The following is a 17,198-nucleotide window of genomic DNA, read 5'->3' on the forward strand; positions in this document are numbered from 1 at the left end:
TCAGTGCCTGCTTATCGATAAAAATGTTCAAGAAGTGTAACAGATTGGGCCAATTTGCCCTACTCTGCGCCAGGACTAAACTACTCCGTATGGGTTAACTTAACTGCTGCTTCACCCGTTCATCATTGGGATAATGTTCATCCTGCCGCCCTTCAGGGATCGATCGTAAACGATATTCTTCATCTTGCGTAACGGCCTGTTCCGCTAAATCCGGATTAATCTCGCGTTTGATTTCTACGCCTAGCCCCCGGAAGGCCTCCGCCTGCGCCAAAACGTTGCCACGCCCCGACGCAAGTTTTTTCATCGCCTGGCGGTAGTTATCCTGCGCTTTATCCAGACTCTGACCGATCGCTGACATATCATCAACGAACAACCGCATTTTATCGTAGAGCTTACTGGCTCTGTCTGCGATGTGCTGCGCATTGCGGCTCTGGTGTTCATAGCGCCACAGGTTGGCGATTGTCCGTAACGCCACCAGCAGCGTCGTGGGGCTTACCAGCATAATGTTATTTTTTAGCGCCTCGGTTATCAGTTCGGGCTGTTTATCTAACGCCAGCAGGAAAGCGGGTTCTACGGGGATAAACATCAGAACATAGTCCAGCGAGCGGAGGCCGGGAAGCTGCTGGTAGTCTTTACGCCCCAGTAAGCGAATATGATTGCGCACCGAGGCGATGTGCTCTTGTAAAGCGGCCTCGCGCGTGTAGTCATCTTCAGCGTTAAAGTAACGCTCGTAGGCGACCAACGTCATTTTAGCGTCGATGACCACATCTTTGCCCTGCGGCAAGCGGACGATGACATCCGGCTGCATCCGCGAGCGCGCATCGTTCTCAATACTGACCTGGGTTTCGTATTCGTAGCCTTCACGCAGTCCGGATGCCTCCAGCACCCGCGCCAGCACAACTTCGCCCCAGTTTCCTTGCGCCTTATTGTCCCCTTTCAGGGCGCGCGTCAGGTTGATCGCTTCCTGCGCCATTTGCGTGTTAAGCTGCTGCAAATTACGAATTTCGTGCGCCAGCGTATGCCGCTCCTGCGCTTCTTTGCCAAAACTCTCCTGAACCTGGCGGCGAAAACCGTCCAGTTGCTCACGCAGCGGCGTCAGCAGGCTATTCAGGCTTTGTCGGTTTTGTTCGTCTACGCGACGATTACTGTGTTCAAAGATACGGTTCGCCAGATTTTCAAACTGCTCGCTTAAACGCTGTTCGCTGTTGATCATCTGACGGATTTTGTCTTCCGCGTGTTGTTGAGTCGCTTCCAGACGGGTCGTGACTTCACGCAGATCGGCTTCCAGAGAGGTATTAATACTGTGCAGGCTACGCAGTTCGTTATTAAGTAACTCGCATTCACTGCGCCAGTGCGCTTCTTGCGCTAATTGCTGCCGGGCCGCGCTAAGTTCGATATCCAGCTCACGCCGTTCTTCGATAAGATCGGCGCGGATTTGATCGGCGTGCGCTTTCGTCGCCAGCCAGCCAATCACCGCCCCAGCCGCCAGCGCCACGACGGCGCTTATCATAAGAGTAATATCCACAACACCTCTCCTGGAACCACACTGTCCTGCACAAAATAGAATTGTGCTGTATAAACGTCCAGTTTAAAAGGGATTTCCTGCGAGGCGCCACGCAAAAAGAAAAGGCCGAACGCGTCGGCCTTTGCAAAAGAGAGGAGAATTACAGCAGACGACGGGCCGCTTCCACGACGATTTTCACCGCGTGGCTTTCAGTTTGTTTCATCGTTTCCGCATTCGGAATCTCTTGTTGGGTACGGTTGACGATAACGCCCGCCACCATACCTGCGCGTAACCCCTGGCTTGCGCACATGGTTAACAGCGTAGCGGATTCCATTTCGTAGTTCATTACGCCCATCGCCTGCCACTCTTCCATAGAGCCTTTGAAGCGACGAACAACGCGGCCAGAATAGGTGTCGTAACGTTCCTGACCCGGATAGAAAGTGTCGGAAGAGGCGGTTACGCCAACGTGAGTCGTGGCGCCAATCGATTTCGCGGCTTCAACCAGCGCAGTGGTGCAGGCAAAGTCGGCAACCGCCGGGAATTCCATCGGCGCAAAATGCAGGCTCGCCCCATCCAGACGTACGGATGCGGTCGTTACCAGAACGTCGCCGACGTTGATGTGCGGCTGAATAGCCCCCGTGGTGCCGATACGCAAGAAGGTACGAATACCCAGTTGCGCCAGTTCTTCCACGGCAATAGAAGTAGACGGGCCGCCGATACCGGTAGAGCAAACGATAACTGCTTTGCCATCCAGCTCAGCGCGCCAGGAGGTGAATTCGCGGTGAGATGCCAGCTTAACCGGCTTATCCATCAGCGCGGCGATCTTTTCCACACGCTCAGGATCGCCAGGGACGATGGCGAGCTGGGCCCCTTGTAAATCGTTTTTGGTGAGGCCGAGATGAAAAACATCAGACTTGGACATATAAAACTCCTCTGTGAATCGGGTTTGTCAGAAGAAGCAAAAAGACACTTTACCTAAGGCATAAAGATATTTTCGTGACAGCCATCACTATGGCGTAAAACAATTGCACTCGCTTACCATTAAAAAGTGATGTACATCACAATAAATAATCAATATCGCCAGGCATTGCACAAAAGATAGCCGCTTTAAGGCAATGTGGTTTGTTACACACTGTCTATAGTTAAGATTGCGCTATTTTTTAAGGGTACGGAGAATACCATGACAACGACACATCCATCCGGCTTTGCACCTGCAGCTTCCCCACTTGCCCCTACGATGATTCATACGCCTGATGGGGCCATTAGCGCGGGGATAACGTCGATTCCCTCTCAGGGCGACGATATGCCAGCCTATTACGCCAGACCAAAGGCAAGCGACGGCGCGCTGCCTGTGGTCATTGTGGTACAGGAAATTTTTGGCGTACATGAACACATTCGCGATATTTGCCGACGACTGGCGCTGGAAGGCTATCTCGCTATCGCGCCGGAGCTCTATTTCCGCGAAGGCGACCCCAATGATTTCGCCGATATACCCACATTATTGAGCGGGCTGGTGGCTAAAGTACCCGATTCGCAAGTCCTTGCCGACCTGGATCACGTCGCCAGTTGGGCTTCGCGCAACGGCGGGGATGCGCATCGGCTAATGATCACCGGTTTTTGTTGGGGAGGCCGGATTACCTGGCTGTACGCCGCGCACAACCCACAGTTAAAAGCGGCGGTAGCGTGGTACGGCAAGCTGGTAGGCGACACGTCACTCAATTCGCCGAAGCATCCCGTTGACATTGCCACCGATCTTAACGCGCCGGTACTGGGTTTATACGGCGGGCAGGATACCAGTATTCCACAGGAGAGCGTGGAAACCATGCGTCAGGCGCTACGCGCCGCTAATGCGAAGGCGGAAATCGTGGTCTATCCCGATGCAGGGCACGCGTTTAATGCCGATTATCGTCCGGGCTACCACGAAGCCTCGGCGAAAGACGGCTGGCAAAGAATGCTGGAATGGTTCGCGCAGTACGGTGGGAAAAAAGGCTAACCACAACGCATTACGATGTTTGTTGGGCCTACGAGACCGGAGTCGGTGTAGGCTCAACAAAGCGTCATCGCCACGTTAGCTATGCTTTACCACAGCATTTTTTATATTTTTTGCCGCTGCCGCAGGGACAGAGATGGTTACGACTGACGGCTCCTGTGTCTTTACGCGCGTCCTGCGCCAGCCAGCGCATGATCGATGCCATCGGATAGCCTTGCGCCAGCAGCTCCCGCCAGACATTCATATACGGCGTAACGTGCTGGAAAAAATGCTTATAGCCCGCACACAAGTAATTATGCGCAGGATGGCCGGACGGCGAGACGGCAAAGCGATGCTTCGGACAGCCGCCATGACACGCAAAGCGGTAGTCACAGCGACGACAATCGGCGGTCAGGGTCTCCCGCTTGGCCTCGCCAAACGCAATAGCCCGCTCGCTATTATTTAAGGCTTTGATGCTGTGCTGGTGGATATTTCCCAGCAGATGCTCCGGGTAGACAAAGTGGTCGCAGTTGTAGAGATCGCCGTTCGACTCCAACGCGAAGGCATGTCCACAAGTCTCGGAATGTACACACAGTACCGGCTGCTGCGCCGTCCAGGCGGCTAATGCCACGTCAAACATCTGCACATAGACGCGGTCTACGTCGCGACGAACCCAGATATCAAAGATCTGGTTGAGAAATTCGCCATATTGCCACGACGGTACCGTCCATGGCGCCAGCGTCGCCGCGCTTTCGCCGGGCATCACCAGATTAAGTACCGATGAGTTATCGGTGCTCATTCGCTCTACCAGCGGGATAAACTGAATAAAACGCGATCCCGCCGCCAGAAGAAATTCGTAGACGTCTGCTGCATGACCGACGTTATGTTTTCCCACGACGGTTAAGGTATTAAAGTCGACATGGTGCGCTTTAAGCCGCGCCATTGCTGCGACGACCTGTTCATGAGTTCCTTTTCCAGCGCGATTAAGCCGATAGTGGTTGTGTAACGACGCCGGGCCGTCGATAGAGAGACCGATGAGAAAATGCTGTTCAGCGAAAAAGCGCGCCCACTCGTCATTCACCAGGATGCCGTTCGTCTGCAACGCATGAGTGATTTTTCGCCCATCGCCGTACTTTTCACATAATGCGACAACCCGGCGGAAAAACGGTAGCCCCATCATGGTCGGTTCGCCGCCCTGCCAGGCAAAGTCAATGCGGTCTCCACTCTGCGCGGCAATATGCTGGCGTATAAACTGTTCCAGCGTCTCGTCCGACATTCGCCAGTTTTTATTGCGTTCCGGGTACAGCGCCTCTTTTTCAAGATAGAAGCAATATGTGCAATCAATATTGCAGATCGCGCCGCCGGGTTTGGCCATTACGTGACAACCTGCTACCGCCATGTCAGACATCTCCGTTAAAAAATAAGGTTCACCTGCGCCATGAGACAATGCGACGTTTATCGTCGCCAGGGAACATAACAGAATGGAAAACCTCGTTTTGTGCTATGAGAGCGCTGGGCGATCATGACAGGAAAAACGATCTGCGAGGCAATAAAATCCGCCGCGCTGCTTCCAGGGACGCTATCCGCCTGGTTGTCATTCATACGGAGAACCTTTTTATTATCAAGATCGCCAAATAGCCAGATCCTGAAAAAGACAGCGCGGAAAATAAGAAAAAGGGAAATGAGAAGAAAGAGGCGCTGTTAATCAGGTCAGGCACGGGCGCTACCCGTCAAAGGGTAGCGCCGCATTGCTGCCGGATAAACGCAGGGTTATTTCGCCTGACGCAGATTGTGCGCCGCTTTGACCATGTTCGCTAACGCCGCGCGGGTTTCCGGCCAACCGCGAGTTTTCAGACCGCAGTCCGGATTCACCCACAGGCGTTGTGCCGGAATACGCTGTGCCGCCTTCTTCAGCAGGGCTTCAATCCACTCGACGCTCGGCACGTTCGGCGAGTGAATATCGTACACGCCCGGCCCGATTTCGTTCGGGTAGTCGAACGCTTCGAACGACTCCAGCAACTCCATATCCGAGCGGGAGGTCTCAATGGTGATCACATCCGCATCCAGCGCGGCGATCGAATCCATAATGTCGTTGAACTCGCAGTAACACATGTGGGTGTGGATCTGGGTTTCATCCTTCGCCACCGCCGCGTTGATGCGGAAGGCTTCCACACCCCATTCCAGATAGGCGTCCCAGTCGCTGCGACGCAGCGGTAGACCTTCGCGCAGCGCCGGTTCGTCGATCTGAATAATCCCAATCCCCGCCGCCTCCAGATCCGCGACTTCATCACGCAGCGCCAGCGCAATCTGTTTCGCAATCGTTTCGCGGGTCACGTCTTCGCGGGGGAATGACCAGCAAAGAATAGTCACCGGGCCGGTCAACATCCCTTTTACCGGCTTGTCGGTCAGCGACTGGGCATATTTCGCCCACTCCACGGTAATCGGTGCCGGACGGCTGATATCGCCAATCACTACCGGCGGTTTCACACAGCGGGAGCCATAGCTTTGCACCCAACCATTCTGGGTAAAGACGAAGCCGTCCAGATGCTCGCCGAAGTATTCCACCATGTCGTTTCGCTCGGCTTCGCCGTGTACCAGCACATCCAGCCCTAAACGCTCCTGCTCGATGATAGCCTGTTTGATATGTTCGGCGATGCCGGTGCGGTAGTTATTCGCGTCGAGGTTGCCCTTTTTGAAGTCCAGACGCAGGCCGCGAATTTCCGTGGTTTGCGGAAACGAACCGATAGTCGTCGTCGGCCAGGCGGGAAGTTTAAAGCGGGCGCGTTGCGCTTCAGCGCGCACCTCATACGGATTCTCACGCTGGCTGTCCTGCGCGGTGATCGCCGCCAGGCGTTTTTCTACCGCGGCATTATGTACGCGGCGGGAGTGACGACGAGCCTGAATCGGTGCGCTCCATTCCTCAAGCACCGCCGTTTCGCCGCTGTTCAGCGCATCGCGCAGCAACGCCAGTTCACCGCATTTTTGCAGCGCAAAGGCAAACCAGCTTTTAACTTCCGTATCCAGACGCGTTTCGACGCTGAGATCGATCGGGCTGTGCAGCAAAGAGCAGGAGGATGCTACCCACAGCGCGCGTTTGCCCACAATGGCGTTAATCTGCGCGTATTTTTCGGTCAAATCGGCGCGCCAGACATTACGCCCGTTAATCAAGCCTGCGGAAAGCAGCCAGTCGACCGGCAGACGTTGATGCAGTTCCGCTACATCATCTTTGCCATGAATGAGGTCAACATGTAGCCCCTGTACCGGTAGCGCGATAATAGTGTCCAGGTTTGGCGTCACGCCTTCAAAATAGGTCGTCAGCAACAGCTTCACCTGGCCGGCGAGCGCGTCGTAAGCCGGTTTGAAGGCATCCAGCCACGCCTGCGGCAGTTCCAGCACCAGCGCTGGCTCATCAATTTGGACCCACTCAACACCACGTTTTGCCAGTTCAGCCAGCACGTGCTGATACACCGGCAAAATGTCTTTCAGCAACGTCAGGCGGTCAAACGGCTCGCCTTTCACTTTACCCAGCCACAGATACGTGACAGGCCCCAGCAGTACGGGTTTGATCTTATGCCCCAGCGCCAGCGCTTCGTCCACTTCCTCCAGCAACTGGGTCCAGGTGAGTCTGAACTGCTGGCCTTTGCTGAACTCCGGTACTATGTAGTGATAGTTAGTATTAAACCATTTGGTCATTTCCGCTGCCGCCGCCGGTTCGCCGGTTGGCGCGCGACCGCGGCCAATGCGGAACAGAGTGTCGATGTCCACGGAACCGTCGTTGTTCTGATGACGAGCCGGCACATTGCCTAACAGCAGGCTGGTGGTCAGAACATGGTCGTACCAGGCAAAGTCGCCTACCGGTAACAGGTCAATACCCGCTTGTTTCTGCTGCTCCCAGTGACGCGCGCGCAGTTCGCGCCCCACCGCCAGTAACGCTTCACGCGTTGAGTTCCCCGCCCAGTAGCTCTCTTGCGCTTTTTTCAACTCGCGACGCAGGCCAACGCGAGGAAAACCGAGGGTATGAGTCAATATTGTCATTTTACTTCCTCTAATTATATGTAAATCCTAAGTATTTTAAATTCAGGGAAGGCGGCAAGTTTGCTCATCCCCGGGAGCTTACATCAGTAAGTGACCGGGGTGAGGAAACGCAGCCAACGCACCATCAATTTAAAAGACGACGGATTTTGGACGTCTGGATGTTTACACATCCATAATGTAAAGGTACTGTATATTCCTCAAGCGCAATTTGTTCATGGCGAAGTGAAGGACTTTCATGATCGAAATTAAACATCTGAAAACACTCCAGGCATTGCGGAATAGTGGATCGCTGGCTGCCGCGGCGGCGGTGCTACACCAGACCCAATCCGCTCTGTCTCATCAGTTCAGCGATCTGGAACAACGCCTTGGCTTCCGCCTGTTCGTGCGTAAAAGCCAGCCGCTGCGCTTTACGCCGCAGGGGGAAGTTCTGCTGCAACTGGCAAACCAGGTGCTGCCGCAAATCAGCCGTGCGCTGCAGGCGTGCAACGAACCGCAGCAAACTCGTCTGCGCATCGCTATTGAATGTCATAGCTGTATTCAGTGGCTGACCCCGGCGCTGGAAAACTTCCGTGCAAGCTGGCCGCAGGTAGAAATGGATTTCACATCCGGCGTCACTTTTGATCCGCAACCGGCCTTGCAACAAGGCGAGCTGGATTTGGTGATGACGTCGGATATTTTGCCGCGCAGCGGGCTGCATTATTCGCCGATGTTTGATTTTGAAGTCCGACTGGTGCTGGCGCCCGACCATCCGCTGGCCAACAAAACGCAGATTACGCCGGAAGATTTAGCCAGCGAAACGCTGTTGATTTACCCGGTGCAGCGCAGCCGACTGGATGTCTGGCGACATTTCCTGCAACCGGCGGGTATCAGTCCGCTGCTGAAAAGCGTGGATAATACGCTACTGCTGATTCAGATGGTGGCGGCCAGAATGGGTATTGCCGCCCTGCCGCACTGGGTGGTGGAAAGCGTTGAGCGCCAGGGTCTGGTGGTGACCAAAACCCTGGGCGATGGTCTGTGGAGCCGCCTGTATGCCGCCGTGCGCGACGGCGACCAGCGTCAGGCGGTGACCGAGGCGTTTATTCGCTCGACGCGGGATCACGCCTGCGATCATCTGCCGTTTGTGCGGAGCGCGGAGCGACCCATTTTCGATGCACCCACAGCGAAGCCAGGATCACAGCCGCGCCTGTAATAAAGCTTGGCCAGTGGGGCTGCTGATGCCAGATGGCAAGATTAACCAGTAGTCCTGCGGGAACATGCATATTATTCATGATGCCCAGCGTCCCGGCGTCTACCTGGGTAGCGCCATAGTTCCACATAAAGTAGCCAATGCCGGACGCCACCACGCCGAGAAACACCAGAATGCTCCATTGCAGCGTGGTTTCCGGCAGCTTTTGCGCGTTCCCCAACAGCGACCACGCCACCGCCGCCACCAAAAACGCCCCCAGATAGAACCACGCAAAGGCGTTGTGCTGCGGCATGGGACGGGTCTCCATCAGACGTTTATACCCCACCATTCCGATAGCGAAACTGATATTAGAAAGCTGCACCAGGAGCAAACCGACCCAAAAATGGTCGGTCACGCGATCGTAGCGAATAATCCCGGCGCCAATCACCGCCAGCAACGCGCTAAATGCATAGCCCCAGCGCAAACGACGCTGACTCATCACATCGTAAATCAGCGTGATATAGAGCGGCGTCAGAACGGTAAACAGCAGCAGTTCGGATACGGTCAGATAGAGGTAAGCATGGAAGCTCAACATATACATGATGCCAAGCTGCATCGCCCCCACCAGCATATACAGGCTGATGGTTTTTAGGTTGTGCCCGCGAGAACGCAAAAACGGCAGAAAAACGAGCGCCGCCAGCCCAACGCGTATCAGCACCGCGAAATAGCTATCGACATGCCCGGCAAGATACTCGCCAAATAGACTAAAGGAGAAAGCCCACAGGATAGTGGTAATGATGAGTAGCGCCACAATGGATGTCTCTTAAAACAGGAAACACCCATTGTAGCGGAGAGTGAAGTTGACAACTGGTCAACTAACAAACAATCACATCAGCGTAAGAAAAGATCGCGCAGGTAATGCGGCACGGCGTTATCCGCGTTGATGCCGATCACCTCAAGTTCGGGATACAGGTCTTTCAGACGCTGGTGCGCATTGCCCATGATGCAGCCTTTGCCCGCCATCGTGAGCATTTCAGCGTCGTTCATTCCGTCGCCAAAGGCGATACACTCTTTCAGGCTGTACCCCATCGCCTGAGCGACCGCTTCCAGCGCATGACCTTTCGACACTCCGCCCGCCATCACTTCCAGACAGGTTAGCGTAGAGAAGCTCACGTTTACCCGATCGCCCCAGCGCGCGTTAATCGCCTGCTCCAGCGGCAACAACTTTTCATGAGTGTCGCTGGTGAAAAACACTTTGCTGACGCCCTCCGGCTCCAGCAGCGCAGGCTCAAACAACGAGTAGTTAAATACCGCCTCTTTGAAAAAACGCATTTCATCGGGGCGATGACGATTCATAAACCATTCGTCGTCGCGATAAACGTTAGTCACGATGTCCGGGTTCGCATTCACCACCCCGAACAGGTCGCTGGCAATGTCGCTGTCCAGATTATGCGTAAAAACCAAATTCCCGTCGGTATCGTGCACTCGCGCGCCGTTGGAGGTGATCATGTAAGACTTGATTTCAAGATTATCGCGGATTTGCCCTACATCGACATGATGACGACCAGTGGCAAAGACAAAATGGATGCCGCGTGCGGTCAACAGCTTCAGAGTCTCTTTGGCATAAGGAGACAACGTATGGTCGGGGGAGAGCAGCGTGCCATCTAAATCAGACGCAACAACCTGATACATAATAAAATTTAACCTCTAAGCAAAGCGATTTCCGCTGGATAAATTAGGCTTGTTGAAAAATTCAACAATGGCGTTAAGCGCGACTGAGCGCATGGCGTCCTTTTCAAAAAGGATCTCATGGTACGCGCCTTTGATAACCAGCGGTTTTCCCCCTTCACAAGGGTATCCCGCCGCGGCGCGAATTTCACAAAAACGATCGTGGGTGCGGTTATCCACTACCCGCTCTTCTTCCGCCTGAATCAGTAGCGTAGGCGTCGTGTCATCGCTCGCCCCAGCCAGAACCTGCTCACCCGCCAGAATGCCTTCGCGTACCCAATGCCAGGTGGGGCCGCCAACGCGCAGCTGCGGCTCGTCGGCATAAAATCGTAAGTTGCGCTGATAACGCTGGCGGCTGTGGGTCAGCGCATTCATCCCAAACGGCAACGCCCGCCACTGACCGGTACCAATAGCGTAATCTTCACGGATGCGCTGGTGCCCTTCGGCCCAGTCGAGAATATGGCGCACCATAAAGGAAGGCAAGCGTATCACAATACCAAACATCGGCGCGGTGAGCGCAATAGCGTCGCACCGCACACGATGGCGTTGCAGGAACAGGGTGGCTATCGCGCCCCCCATTGAGTGCGCCAGGATATAACGCTTACGCCACGGCCCCGGCTCAATTTCCTGCTGCCAGAACGCCGCTAAGTCCTCAACATAATCGTTAAAATGATCAACGTGACCCCGATGCGGGTCCGATAACATCCGCCCGGAGCGCCCTTGACCACGGTGGTCGATGATGAAGATATCAAAACCGAGATGAAAAAGGTCATACGCCAGTTCAGCGTATTTTACATAACTCTCAATGCGGCCAGGACAAATGACGATCGTCCGATCGTTAGAATCATTCCGAAAACGGACAAAGCGCACCGGAATGTTACCCACGCCGATAAACTCCGCCTCTTCCCGCTGACGCCAGAAATCGGTCAGCGGCCCCATAGCAAAAGCGGCAAACGCATTTTCTCTTGTTTCCCAGTCATTTTGCTGCTGAAACATCGGGTTTTCGGCCTCGTTTACCAGGTAAAATCGTTTTTTGCGTCGTGCCTGACACAACACAGCGGCAGTAGCGTATTGTGGCACAAAAACAGACAACCAGGGAGTTTCGCATGACCTTTGAATGGTGGTTCGCCTATCTACTGACCTCAACTCTGCTGAGTCTTTCTCCGGGTTCAGGCGCCATCAATACCATGACGACGTCTATCAACCATGGATATCGTGGCGCAGCGGCTTCTATCGCCGGACTCCAGACCGGACTGGGGATACATATCGTACTGGTGGGCGTCGGACTGGGTACGCTCTTTTCGCGCTCGCTCCTCGCTTTTGAAATTCTGAAATGGGCTGGCGCGGCTTATCTTATCTGGCTGGGTATCCAGCAATGGCGCGCCGCAGGCGCTATCGATCTGCATACTCTTGCCCAGACGCAATCGCGGGGTCGGCTGTTCAAACGCGCGGTCTTTGTCAATCTAACCAATCCCAAAAGCATTGTCTTTCTTGCCGCCCTGTTTCCGCAATTCATCATGCCGCAGCAACCGCAACTGGCGCAGTACCTCATTCTCGGCGTCACCACGATTGTGGTGGATATGATTGTGATGACCGGTTACGCCACGCTGGCGCAGCGCATTGCCGCCTGGATTAAAGGACCAAAGCAGATGAAGGCGCTGAATAAAGCGTTTGGTTCGTTGTTTATGCTGGTAGGCGCGCTCCTGGCGTCGGCAAGACACGCGTGATAGTCGTGCCGGATGATGTTTATCCGGCCCGGAGGTAAATTAGCGCGAAATAATCAGGTGAATACCAAAGCCCGCAAACAGAGCGCCGGCAAAGCCATCAATCCATTTCGCCAGACGCTGATAGCCGCGGCGCATTTTCGGCAGCGCGAACAGGCTGGCGACTACGGTAAACCAGGCCAGCGTTTCCAGGGTGATTAACGCGAAAATACCCCAGCGCGCCGCAGCGCCGACGTTATCGCCGACAAACAGTGAAAAAACGGAACCAAAATAGATAATCGCTTTAGGATTCGACAGATTGGTCAACAGCCCTTTGAGAAAACTGCGCCCGCTCTGCGCCAGTTCAATGTGCGGAGAAGACGCCGCCGCATCCTGTTTTTTCAGCGCGCCGCGCAGCATCTGATAGCCCATCCAGCACAGGTACAGGCCGCCGCCTACCATAATGATCGTATGCAGCCAGGCCATTTTTTCGATGATGAGATGCAGGCCAAGCAGCGCCACGCCCGCCCATACCATCACGCCGCAGGTAATGCCCAGTACGCCCATCATCGCTTCTTTACGCGAACGGCTGACAGCAGTTTGAGACACGAAGAAAAAGTCGGGGCCGGGGCTCATTAGCGCAACGATGTGCACCATTGCCACGGTGAAAAATAGCATCATCATAAAAATGGCTCGCGGGGAAATAGTTCAGTGAGTCACCATCCTGGCACTTTTTTGCCGGGCTGACTACTCTTCGTCATCACCATCGACATGCGCGCGGATGAGCGCCATGAATTCTTTCCCGAAGCGCTCCAGTTTGCGCATCCCAACCCCGTTAACGCTTAACATCTCGCTGGCGGAAACCGGCATCTGTTCCGCCATCTCTATCAACGTGGCGTCGTTAAAGACCACATACGGCGGGATATTCTCTTCATCAGCGATAGCTTTACGCAGCTTGCGCAACTTAGCGAACAATTTGCGATCGTAATTACCGCCGAACGATTTCTGCATCACGCGGGGTTTGAGGGCGACAATGCGCGGCACCGCAAGCTTTAGCGGAACGTCTCCACGGAGTACCGGACGCGCGGCATCCGTCAACTGTAATGCGGAGTGCTGCGCAATATTTTGCATTACCAGCCCCAGATGAATGAGCTGGCGAATCACGCTCACCCAGTGCTCATGGCTCTTTTCGCGTCCCATGCCATAAACCTTGAGTTTGTCATGACCGAAATCGCGGATGCGTTGGTTATTCGCGCCGCGGATCACCTCGACAACGTAGCCCATGCCAAAACGCTGGTTAACCCGACCAATGGTAGAAAGCGCAATCTGAGCATCGTTTAAGCCATCATATTGTTTGGGCGGATCGAGACAGATATCGCAGTTGCCGCACGGTTCTTGTCGGCCTTCGCCAAAGTAATTAAGTAATACCAGGCGGCGGCAGGTTTGCGCTTCGGCAAAAGCGCCCATCGCATTCAGTTTATGCCGTTCAATATCCTGAAGCTGTCCGGCTGGTTTCTCTTCCAGACAACGACGTAGCCAGGCCATGTCAGCCGGATCGTAAAATAGCATGGCTTCCGCAGGCAGTCCGTCGCGCCCGGCGCGGCCCGTTTCCTGATAGTAGGATTCAATATTGCGCGGGATATCGAAATGCACAACGAAACGTACGTTAGGTTTGTTTATGCCCATTCCAAAAGCGACGGTCGCCACCACGATTTGCAGATCGTCGCGCTGAAATTTTTCCTGCACATCGGCGCGAATAGCGTTTTCCAGCCCCGCATGATAGGCCGCCGCGCTAATGCCGCGACTTTGCAAGCGCGCAGCGGTATCTTCCACTTTCGCCCGACTGTTGCAGTAGATGATACCCGATTTGCCGCGTTGCTCCTGAACATAGCGCATTAACTGGTCGAGCGGCTTAAACTTCTCCATCAGCATGTAGCGGATATTCGGTCGGTCAAAGCTACTGATCTGGATTAACGGATCGTTAAGCCCAAGCAGACGAATAATATCCTGGCGCGTGGTGTCGTCGGCGGTGGCGGTCAACGCCATAAACGGCAAAGCGGGAAAACGCTGGCGAAGCTGACCGAGAGCCGCATATTCCGGACGGAAATCATGACCCCACTGCGAGATACAGTGCGCTTCATCCACCGCCAGCAATACCGGATTCCAGTGCGCCAGATGATCAAGAAAGTTGTCCAGCATCAGGCGTTCCGGCGCAATATACAGCAGACGAATCTGTCCGGTACGGCACCCCGCCATCACCTCAAGCTGCTGCTCGCGGCTTTGAGTGGAGTTCAGACAGGCCGCCGCCACCCCGTTCGCCAGTAGCTGATCGACCTGGTCTTTCATCAACGAGATCAGGGGCGAAACGACGACGGTCAATCCGTCCAGCAACAACGCGGGGATTTGATAGCACAGAGATTTGCCGCCGCCGGTGGGCATAACGACCAGACAGTCGCGACCGGAGAGCGCAGTATCAATAATCGCTTCCTGACCCGGGCGAAACTGTTGGTAGCCAAAGGTTTCCTGCAAAACCTGTTTGGCCCCTGATTCCAGATTCAACACTTCCGCCTGCGCCACATTAACCCCGTTCACCATAAATCAAAACAGGCGCTATTTTCAGCGCCTGCGAGAGAAACTGCAATGTTTAAAACACAATCCAATCAGAAGATATCGTTAAGCATCACGCCGACGCCGACACGTGTCTGATTAAAATTATAGTCGATCAGCGATTCGCCATAGCCGCTGTACACCTGGGTATAAAGCCGGACATGTTTGGTGACCGGATAGCTTAATCCAACTTCCGCGCCGCCGTAGCCTGTATTCCAGTTGTACTGGCCTTTGGCGCTTAATACCGCCTCGCCCAGGTGATAACCGATTTTAAGCTGGTAATAACCCATATATTTGGTGATGTCCGGATTATCGTCGGTACTGCCAATCACGTACCACGGTTTGACCTCTACCAGCCAGTTACCGTTTTCGGCCATCAGACGGGTATACAGACGGTTCCAGCTACGCGAGGTGGGGTCCGAACGTCCGTTAGAGTCATGGTTGTAGCCCATCTCTACGTCGCGCAGCGTCCAGCCGGCAAAGCGATAATCGGTAGCAAAACCAAGAAAAAGCTGCGGTTCGTAGTTGGTTTCGCGAAACGGCGAAGACTCTTTACTGTTGGAAAGCTGCCACCAGGATTTCTGCGTATAGGAAGCGCCCAGTACCGAGTTCGGCCCCAGTATTCCGCGCCACAGCGGAAACGCCAGGCTCAACTGAAATTTCACTTCATCTTTACGTGCGTTTTCAGACCAGTTGTAGGTACTTATGGCCTCTTTGTTCAGATCGCTGGTGTTCGTGTAGATCAAGTAGTTCGTGTCATAAGGGTAAAGCGTAAAAGGGTTATCATGCTCCTGTAGCATGTTAGCGATGATACTTCCCCGTACTGCAGGCGCATCATGAACCTCTTTTATCGTAGCTTCTTGTGCATATGCCGCTAATGGCAGTAGCGTGGCTGGCAACAACCCTCTCAAAATCGCCCGCATTCTTGACGTTCTCCTGACGAAGTATTTTCAGCTTGAATCATTCTCTGCCAACCATTTTTACATATTTACACACATAGCCGTTAGTTATCCCTTCTTAAAGTAGAAAACAACAATTAAGAAGCATAATATCAACATTTCATTAACCAATGAGGTGTCAGGAATCTATGTCCGCTGTACTTACCGCTGAACAAGCTCTGAAATTAGTGGGTGAAATGTTTGTCTACCACATGCCGTTTAATCGGGCGTTAGGGCTGGAGCTGGAACGCTATGAAAAAGCGTTCGCCCAACTGGCCTTCAACAACCAGCCGATGATGGTCGGCAACTGGGCGCAAAGCATTTTACACGGCGGCGTGATCGCCTCTGCGCTGGATGTCGCCGCCGGACTGGTATGCGTCGGCAGCACGCTAACTCGCCACGAAACTATCAGCGAAGATGAACTACGCCAGCGCCTGTCGCGGATGGGAACGATTGACCTGCGCGTTGATTACCTGCGTCCGGGCAGAGGCAACCGCTTTACGGCCACCAGTAGCCTGCTGCGCGCAGGGAATAAAGTGGCCGTCGCCCGCGTGGAATTACACAATGAAGATCAGCTGTACATCGCCAGCGCCACCGCTACTTATATGGTGGGATAAAAGCAGGTAAACTGTTGTTACACTTCAGATACGAGTTTTCCGGATGGACGCAAAACAAACACGGCAGGGCGTATTACTCGCTCTTGCCGCCTATTTTATTTGGGGGATCGCCCCCGCGTATTTCAAGCTGATCTATTACGTTCCCGCAGATGAGATCCTGACGCACCGCGTGATTTGGTCATTTTTCTTTATGGTGGCGCTGCTTAGCGTCAGCCGGCAGTGGCGACAGGTTAAGCGCTTACTGAAAACGCCAAAGAAGATTTTCCTGCTGGCCCTGTCCGCCGTACTGGTCGGCGGTAACTGGCTATTGTTCATTTGGGCGGTAAATAATCACCATATGCTGGAGGCCAGCCTGGGTTATTTCATTAATCCGCTGGTTAACATCTTGCTGGGGATGATCTTTCTTGGCGAACGCTTCCGTCGAATGCAGTGGCTGGCGGTGATTCTGGCGGTGTGCGGCGTGCTGGTGCAACTCTGGACCTTTGGCTCGCTGCCGATTATCGCGCTGGGGCTGGCGTTTAGTTTTGCGTTTTACGGCCTGGTGCGTAAGAAGATCGCCGTTGAAGCGCAGACGGGTATGCTGGTCGAAACGCTATGGCTGTTGCCGGTCGCGGCGATTTATCTGTTTGGCATCGCCGATAGCCCTACCAGCCATATGGGGCAAAACGCACTATCGTTGAACTTGCTGTTAATGGCGGCGGGTGTGGTCACTACGATTCCGCTGCTGTGCTTTACCGGAGCGGCTACGCGTCTGCGTCTCTCTACACTGGGCTTTTTCCAGTATATCGGCCCAACGCTGATGTTTTTACTGGCGGTGACGTTTTATGGCGAAGTGCCGGGCGCGGATAAGATGGTGACATTTGCGTTTATCTGGGTCGCGCTGGCGATTTTCGTGATGGATGCGATTTATACGCAGCGTAAAAAATAACGCG

15 protein-coding genes are annotated in these 17,198 nt (G+C 54.1%); 5 read left to right on the plus strand and 10 right to left on the minus strand.

Annotated features, from left to right (window positions below):
• Positions 1-94: 94 nt before the first annotated feature.
• On the minus strand, positions 95-1,525 hold the full coding sequence (rmuC, locus tag ACLJQD_RS21295; RefSeq protein ID WP_017442069.1) for a DNA recombination protein RmuC: 1,431 nt from the start codon (positions 1,523-1,525) through the stop codon (positions 95-97).
• A gap of 139 nt (positions 1,526-1,664) precedes the next feature.
• Positions 1,665-2,426, minus strand: a complete 762-nt coding sequence (udp, locus tag ACLJQD_RS21300; RefSeq protein WP_000045169.1) for a uridine phosphorylase — start codon at positions 2,424-2,426, stop codon at positions 1,665-1,667.
• Positions 2,427-2,684: 258 nt separating this feature from the next.
• On the opposite strand from udp, the gene ACLJQD_RS21305 reads away from it, so the two are divergent.
• Complete coding sequence (locus ACLJQD_RS21305) at positions 2,685-3,497, plus strand: dienelactone hydrolase family protein (protein WP_000213959.1); 813 nt, start codon at positions 2,685-2,687, stop codon at positions 3,495-3,497.
• 79 nt (positions 3,498-3,576) lie between these two features.
• Here the strand turns inward: ACLJQD_RS21305 and ACLJQD_RS21310 are convergent, their stop codons facing one another.
• Both ACLJQD_RS21310 and metE read right to left on the minus strand, forming a co-directional pair.
• Positions 3,577-4,920 (minus strand): anaerobic sulfatase maturase, encoded by a 1,344-nt coding sequence (locus tag ACLJQD_RS21310; protein ID WP_000017947.1) that lies wholly within the window; start codon positions 4,918-4,920, stop codon positions 3,577-3,579.
• Positions 4,921-5,243: 323 nt separating this feature from the next.
• Positions 5,244-7,508, minus strand: a complete 2,265-nt coding sequence (gene metE / locus ACLJQD_RS21315) for a 5-methyltetrahydropteroyltriglutamate--homocysteine S-methyltransferase (protein ID WP_017442070.1) — start codon at positions 7,506-7,508, stop codon at positions 5,244-5,246.
• A 235-nt stretch (positions 7,509-7,743) separates the two neighbouring features.
• Here metE and metR point away from each other — a divergent pair, with 235 nt between their 5' ends.
• Complete coding sequence (metR, locus tag ACLJQD_RS21320) at positions 7,744-8,697, plus strand: HTH-type transcriptional regulator MetR (protein WP_017442071.1); 954 nt, start codon at positions 7,744-7,746, stop codon at positions 8,695-8,697.
• On the opposite strand, the gene ACLJQD_RS21325 is transcribed toward metR, so the two are convergent.
• From ACLJQD_RS21325 to pldB, 3 genes are all read right to left on the minus strand, one after another.
• Positions 8,585-9,484 carry a carboxylate/amino acid/amine transporter gene (locus tag ACLJQD_RS21325; RefSeq protein ID WP_001196254.1) on the minus strand — a complete coding sequence of 300 codons (900 nt, stop codon included), beginning with the start codon at positions 9,482-9,484 and terminating at the stop codon, positions 8,585-8,587. The two genes, metR and ACLJQD_RS21325, sit on opposite strands and share 113 nt — an antisense overlap.
• Positions 9,485-9,564: 80 nt before the next feature.
• Positions 9,565-10,365: a sugar/pyridoxal phosphate phosphatase YigL gene (yigL, locus tag ACLJQD_RS21330; RefSeq protein ID WP_000285338.1), complete on the minus strand. Its 801-nt coding sequence runs from the start codon at positions 10,363-10,365 to the stop codon at positions 9,565-9,567.
• A gap of 15 nt (positions 10,366-10,380) precedes the next feature.
• Positions 10,381-11,397, minus strand: coding sequence for a lysophospholipase L2 (pldB, locus tag ACLJQD_RS21335; RefSeq protein WP_000487685.1), 1,017 nt, complete (start codon positions 11,395-11,397; stop codon positions 10,381-10,383).
• 110 nt (positions 11,398-11,507) lie between these two features.
• Between pldB and rhtB the strand changes: the two genes are divergently transcribed.
• On the plus strand, positions 11,508-12,128 hold the full coding sequence (gene rhtB / locus ACLJQD_RS21340) for a homoserine/homoserine lactone efflux protein (protein ID WP_000142524.1): 621 nt from the start codon (positions 11,508-11,510) through the stop codon (positions 12,126-12,128).
• A 39-nt stretch (positions 12,129-12,167) separates the two neighbouring features.
• Here the strand turns inward: rhtB and rhtC are convergent, their stop codons facing one another.
• The 3 genes from rhtC to pldA form a co-directional block, all read right to left on the minus strand.
• Positions 12,168-12,788 carry a threonine export protein RhtC gene (gene rhtC / locus ACLJQD_RS21345; RefSeq protein WP_000980080.1) on the minus strand — a complete coding sequence of 207 codons (621 nt, stop codon included), beginning with the start codon at positions 12,786-12,788 and terminating at the stop codon, positions 12,168-12,170.
• A 63-nt stretch (positions 12,789-12,851) separates the two neighbouring features.
• On the minus strand, positions 12,852-14,681 hold the full coding sequence (gene recQ / locus ACLJQD_RS21350; protein WP_001533487.1) for an ATP-dependent DNA helicase RecQ: 1,830 nt from the start codon (positions 14,679-14,681) through the stop codon (positions 12,852-12,854).
• An 83-nt stretch (positions 14,682-14,764) separates the two neighbouring features.
• Positions 14,765-15,634: a phospholipase A gene (pldA, locus tag ACLJQD_RS21355; protein ID WP_001201692.1), complete on the minus strand. Its 870-nt coding sequence runs from the start codon at positions 15,632-15,634 to the stop codon at positions 14,765-14,767.
• Positions 15,635-15,798: 164 nt separating this feature from the next.
• Here pldA and yigI point away from each other — a divergent pair, with 164 nt between their 5' ends.
• Both yigI and rarD read left to right on the plus strand, forming a co-directional pair.
• Positions 15,799-16,266, plus strand: a complete 468-nt coding sequence (yigI, locus tag ACLJQD_RS21360; protein WP_001277136.1) for an acyl-CoA thioesterase YigI — start codon at positions 15,799-15,801, stop codon at positions 16,264-16,266.
• 43 nt (positions 16,267-16,309) lie between these two features.
• Positions 16,310-17,194, plus strand: coding sequence for an EamA family transporter RarD (gene rarD / locus ACLJQD_RS21365; RefSeq protein ID WP_000339080.1), 885 nt, complete (start codon positions 16,310-16,312; stop codon positions 17,192-17,194).
• The last annotated feature ends 4 nt before the right edge of the window (positions 17,195-17,198 follow it).

It is taken from the genome of Salmonella sp. SAL04214, from assembly GCF_046550615.1.
Lineage (GTDB): Bacteria > Pseudomonadota > Gammaproteobacteria > Enterobacterales > Enterobacteriaceae > Salmonella > Salmonella enterica.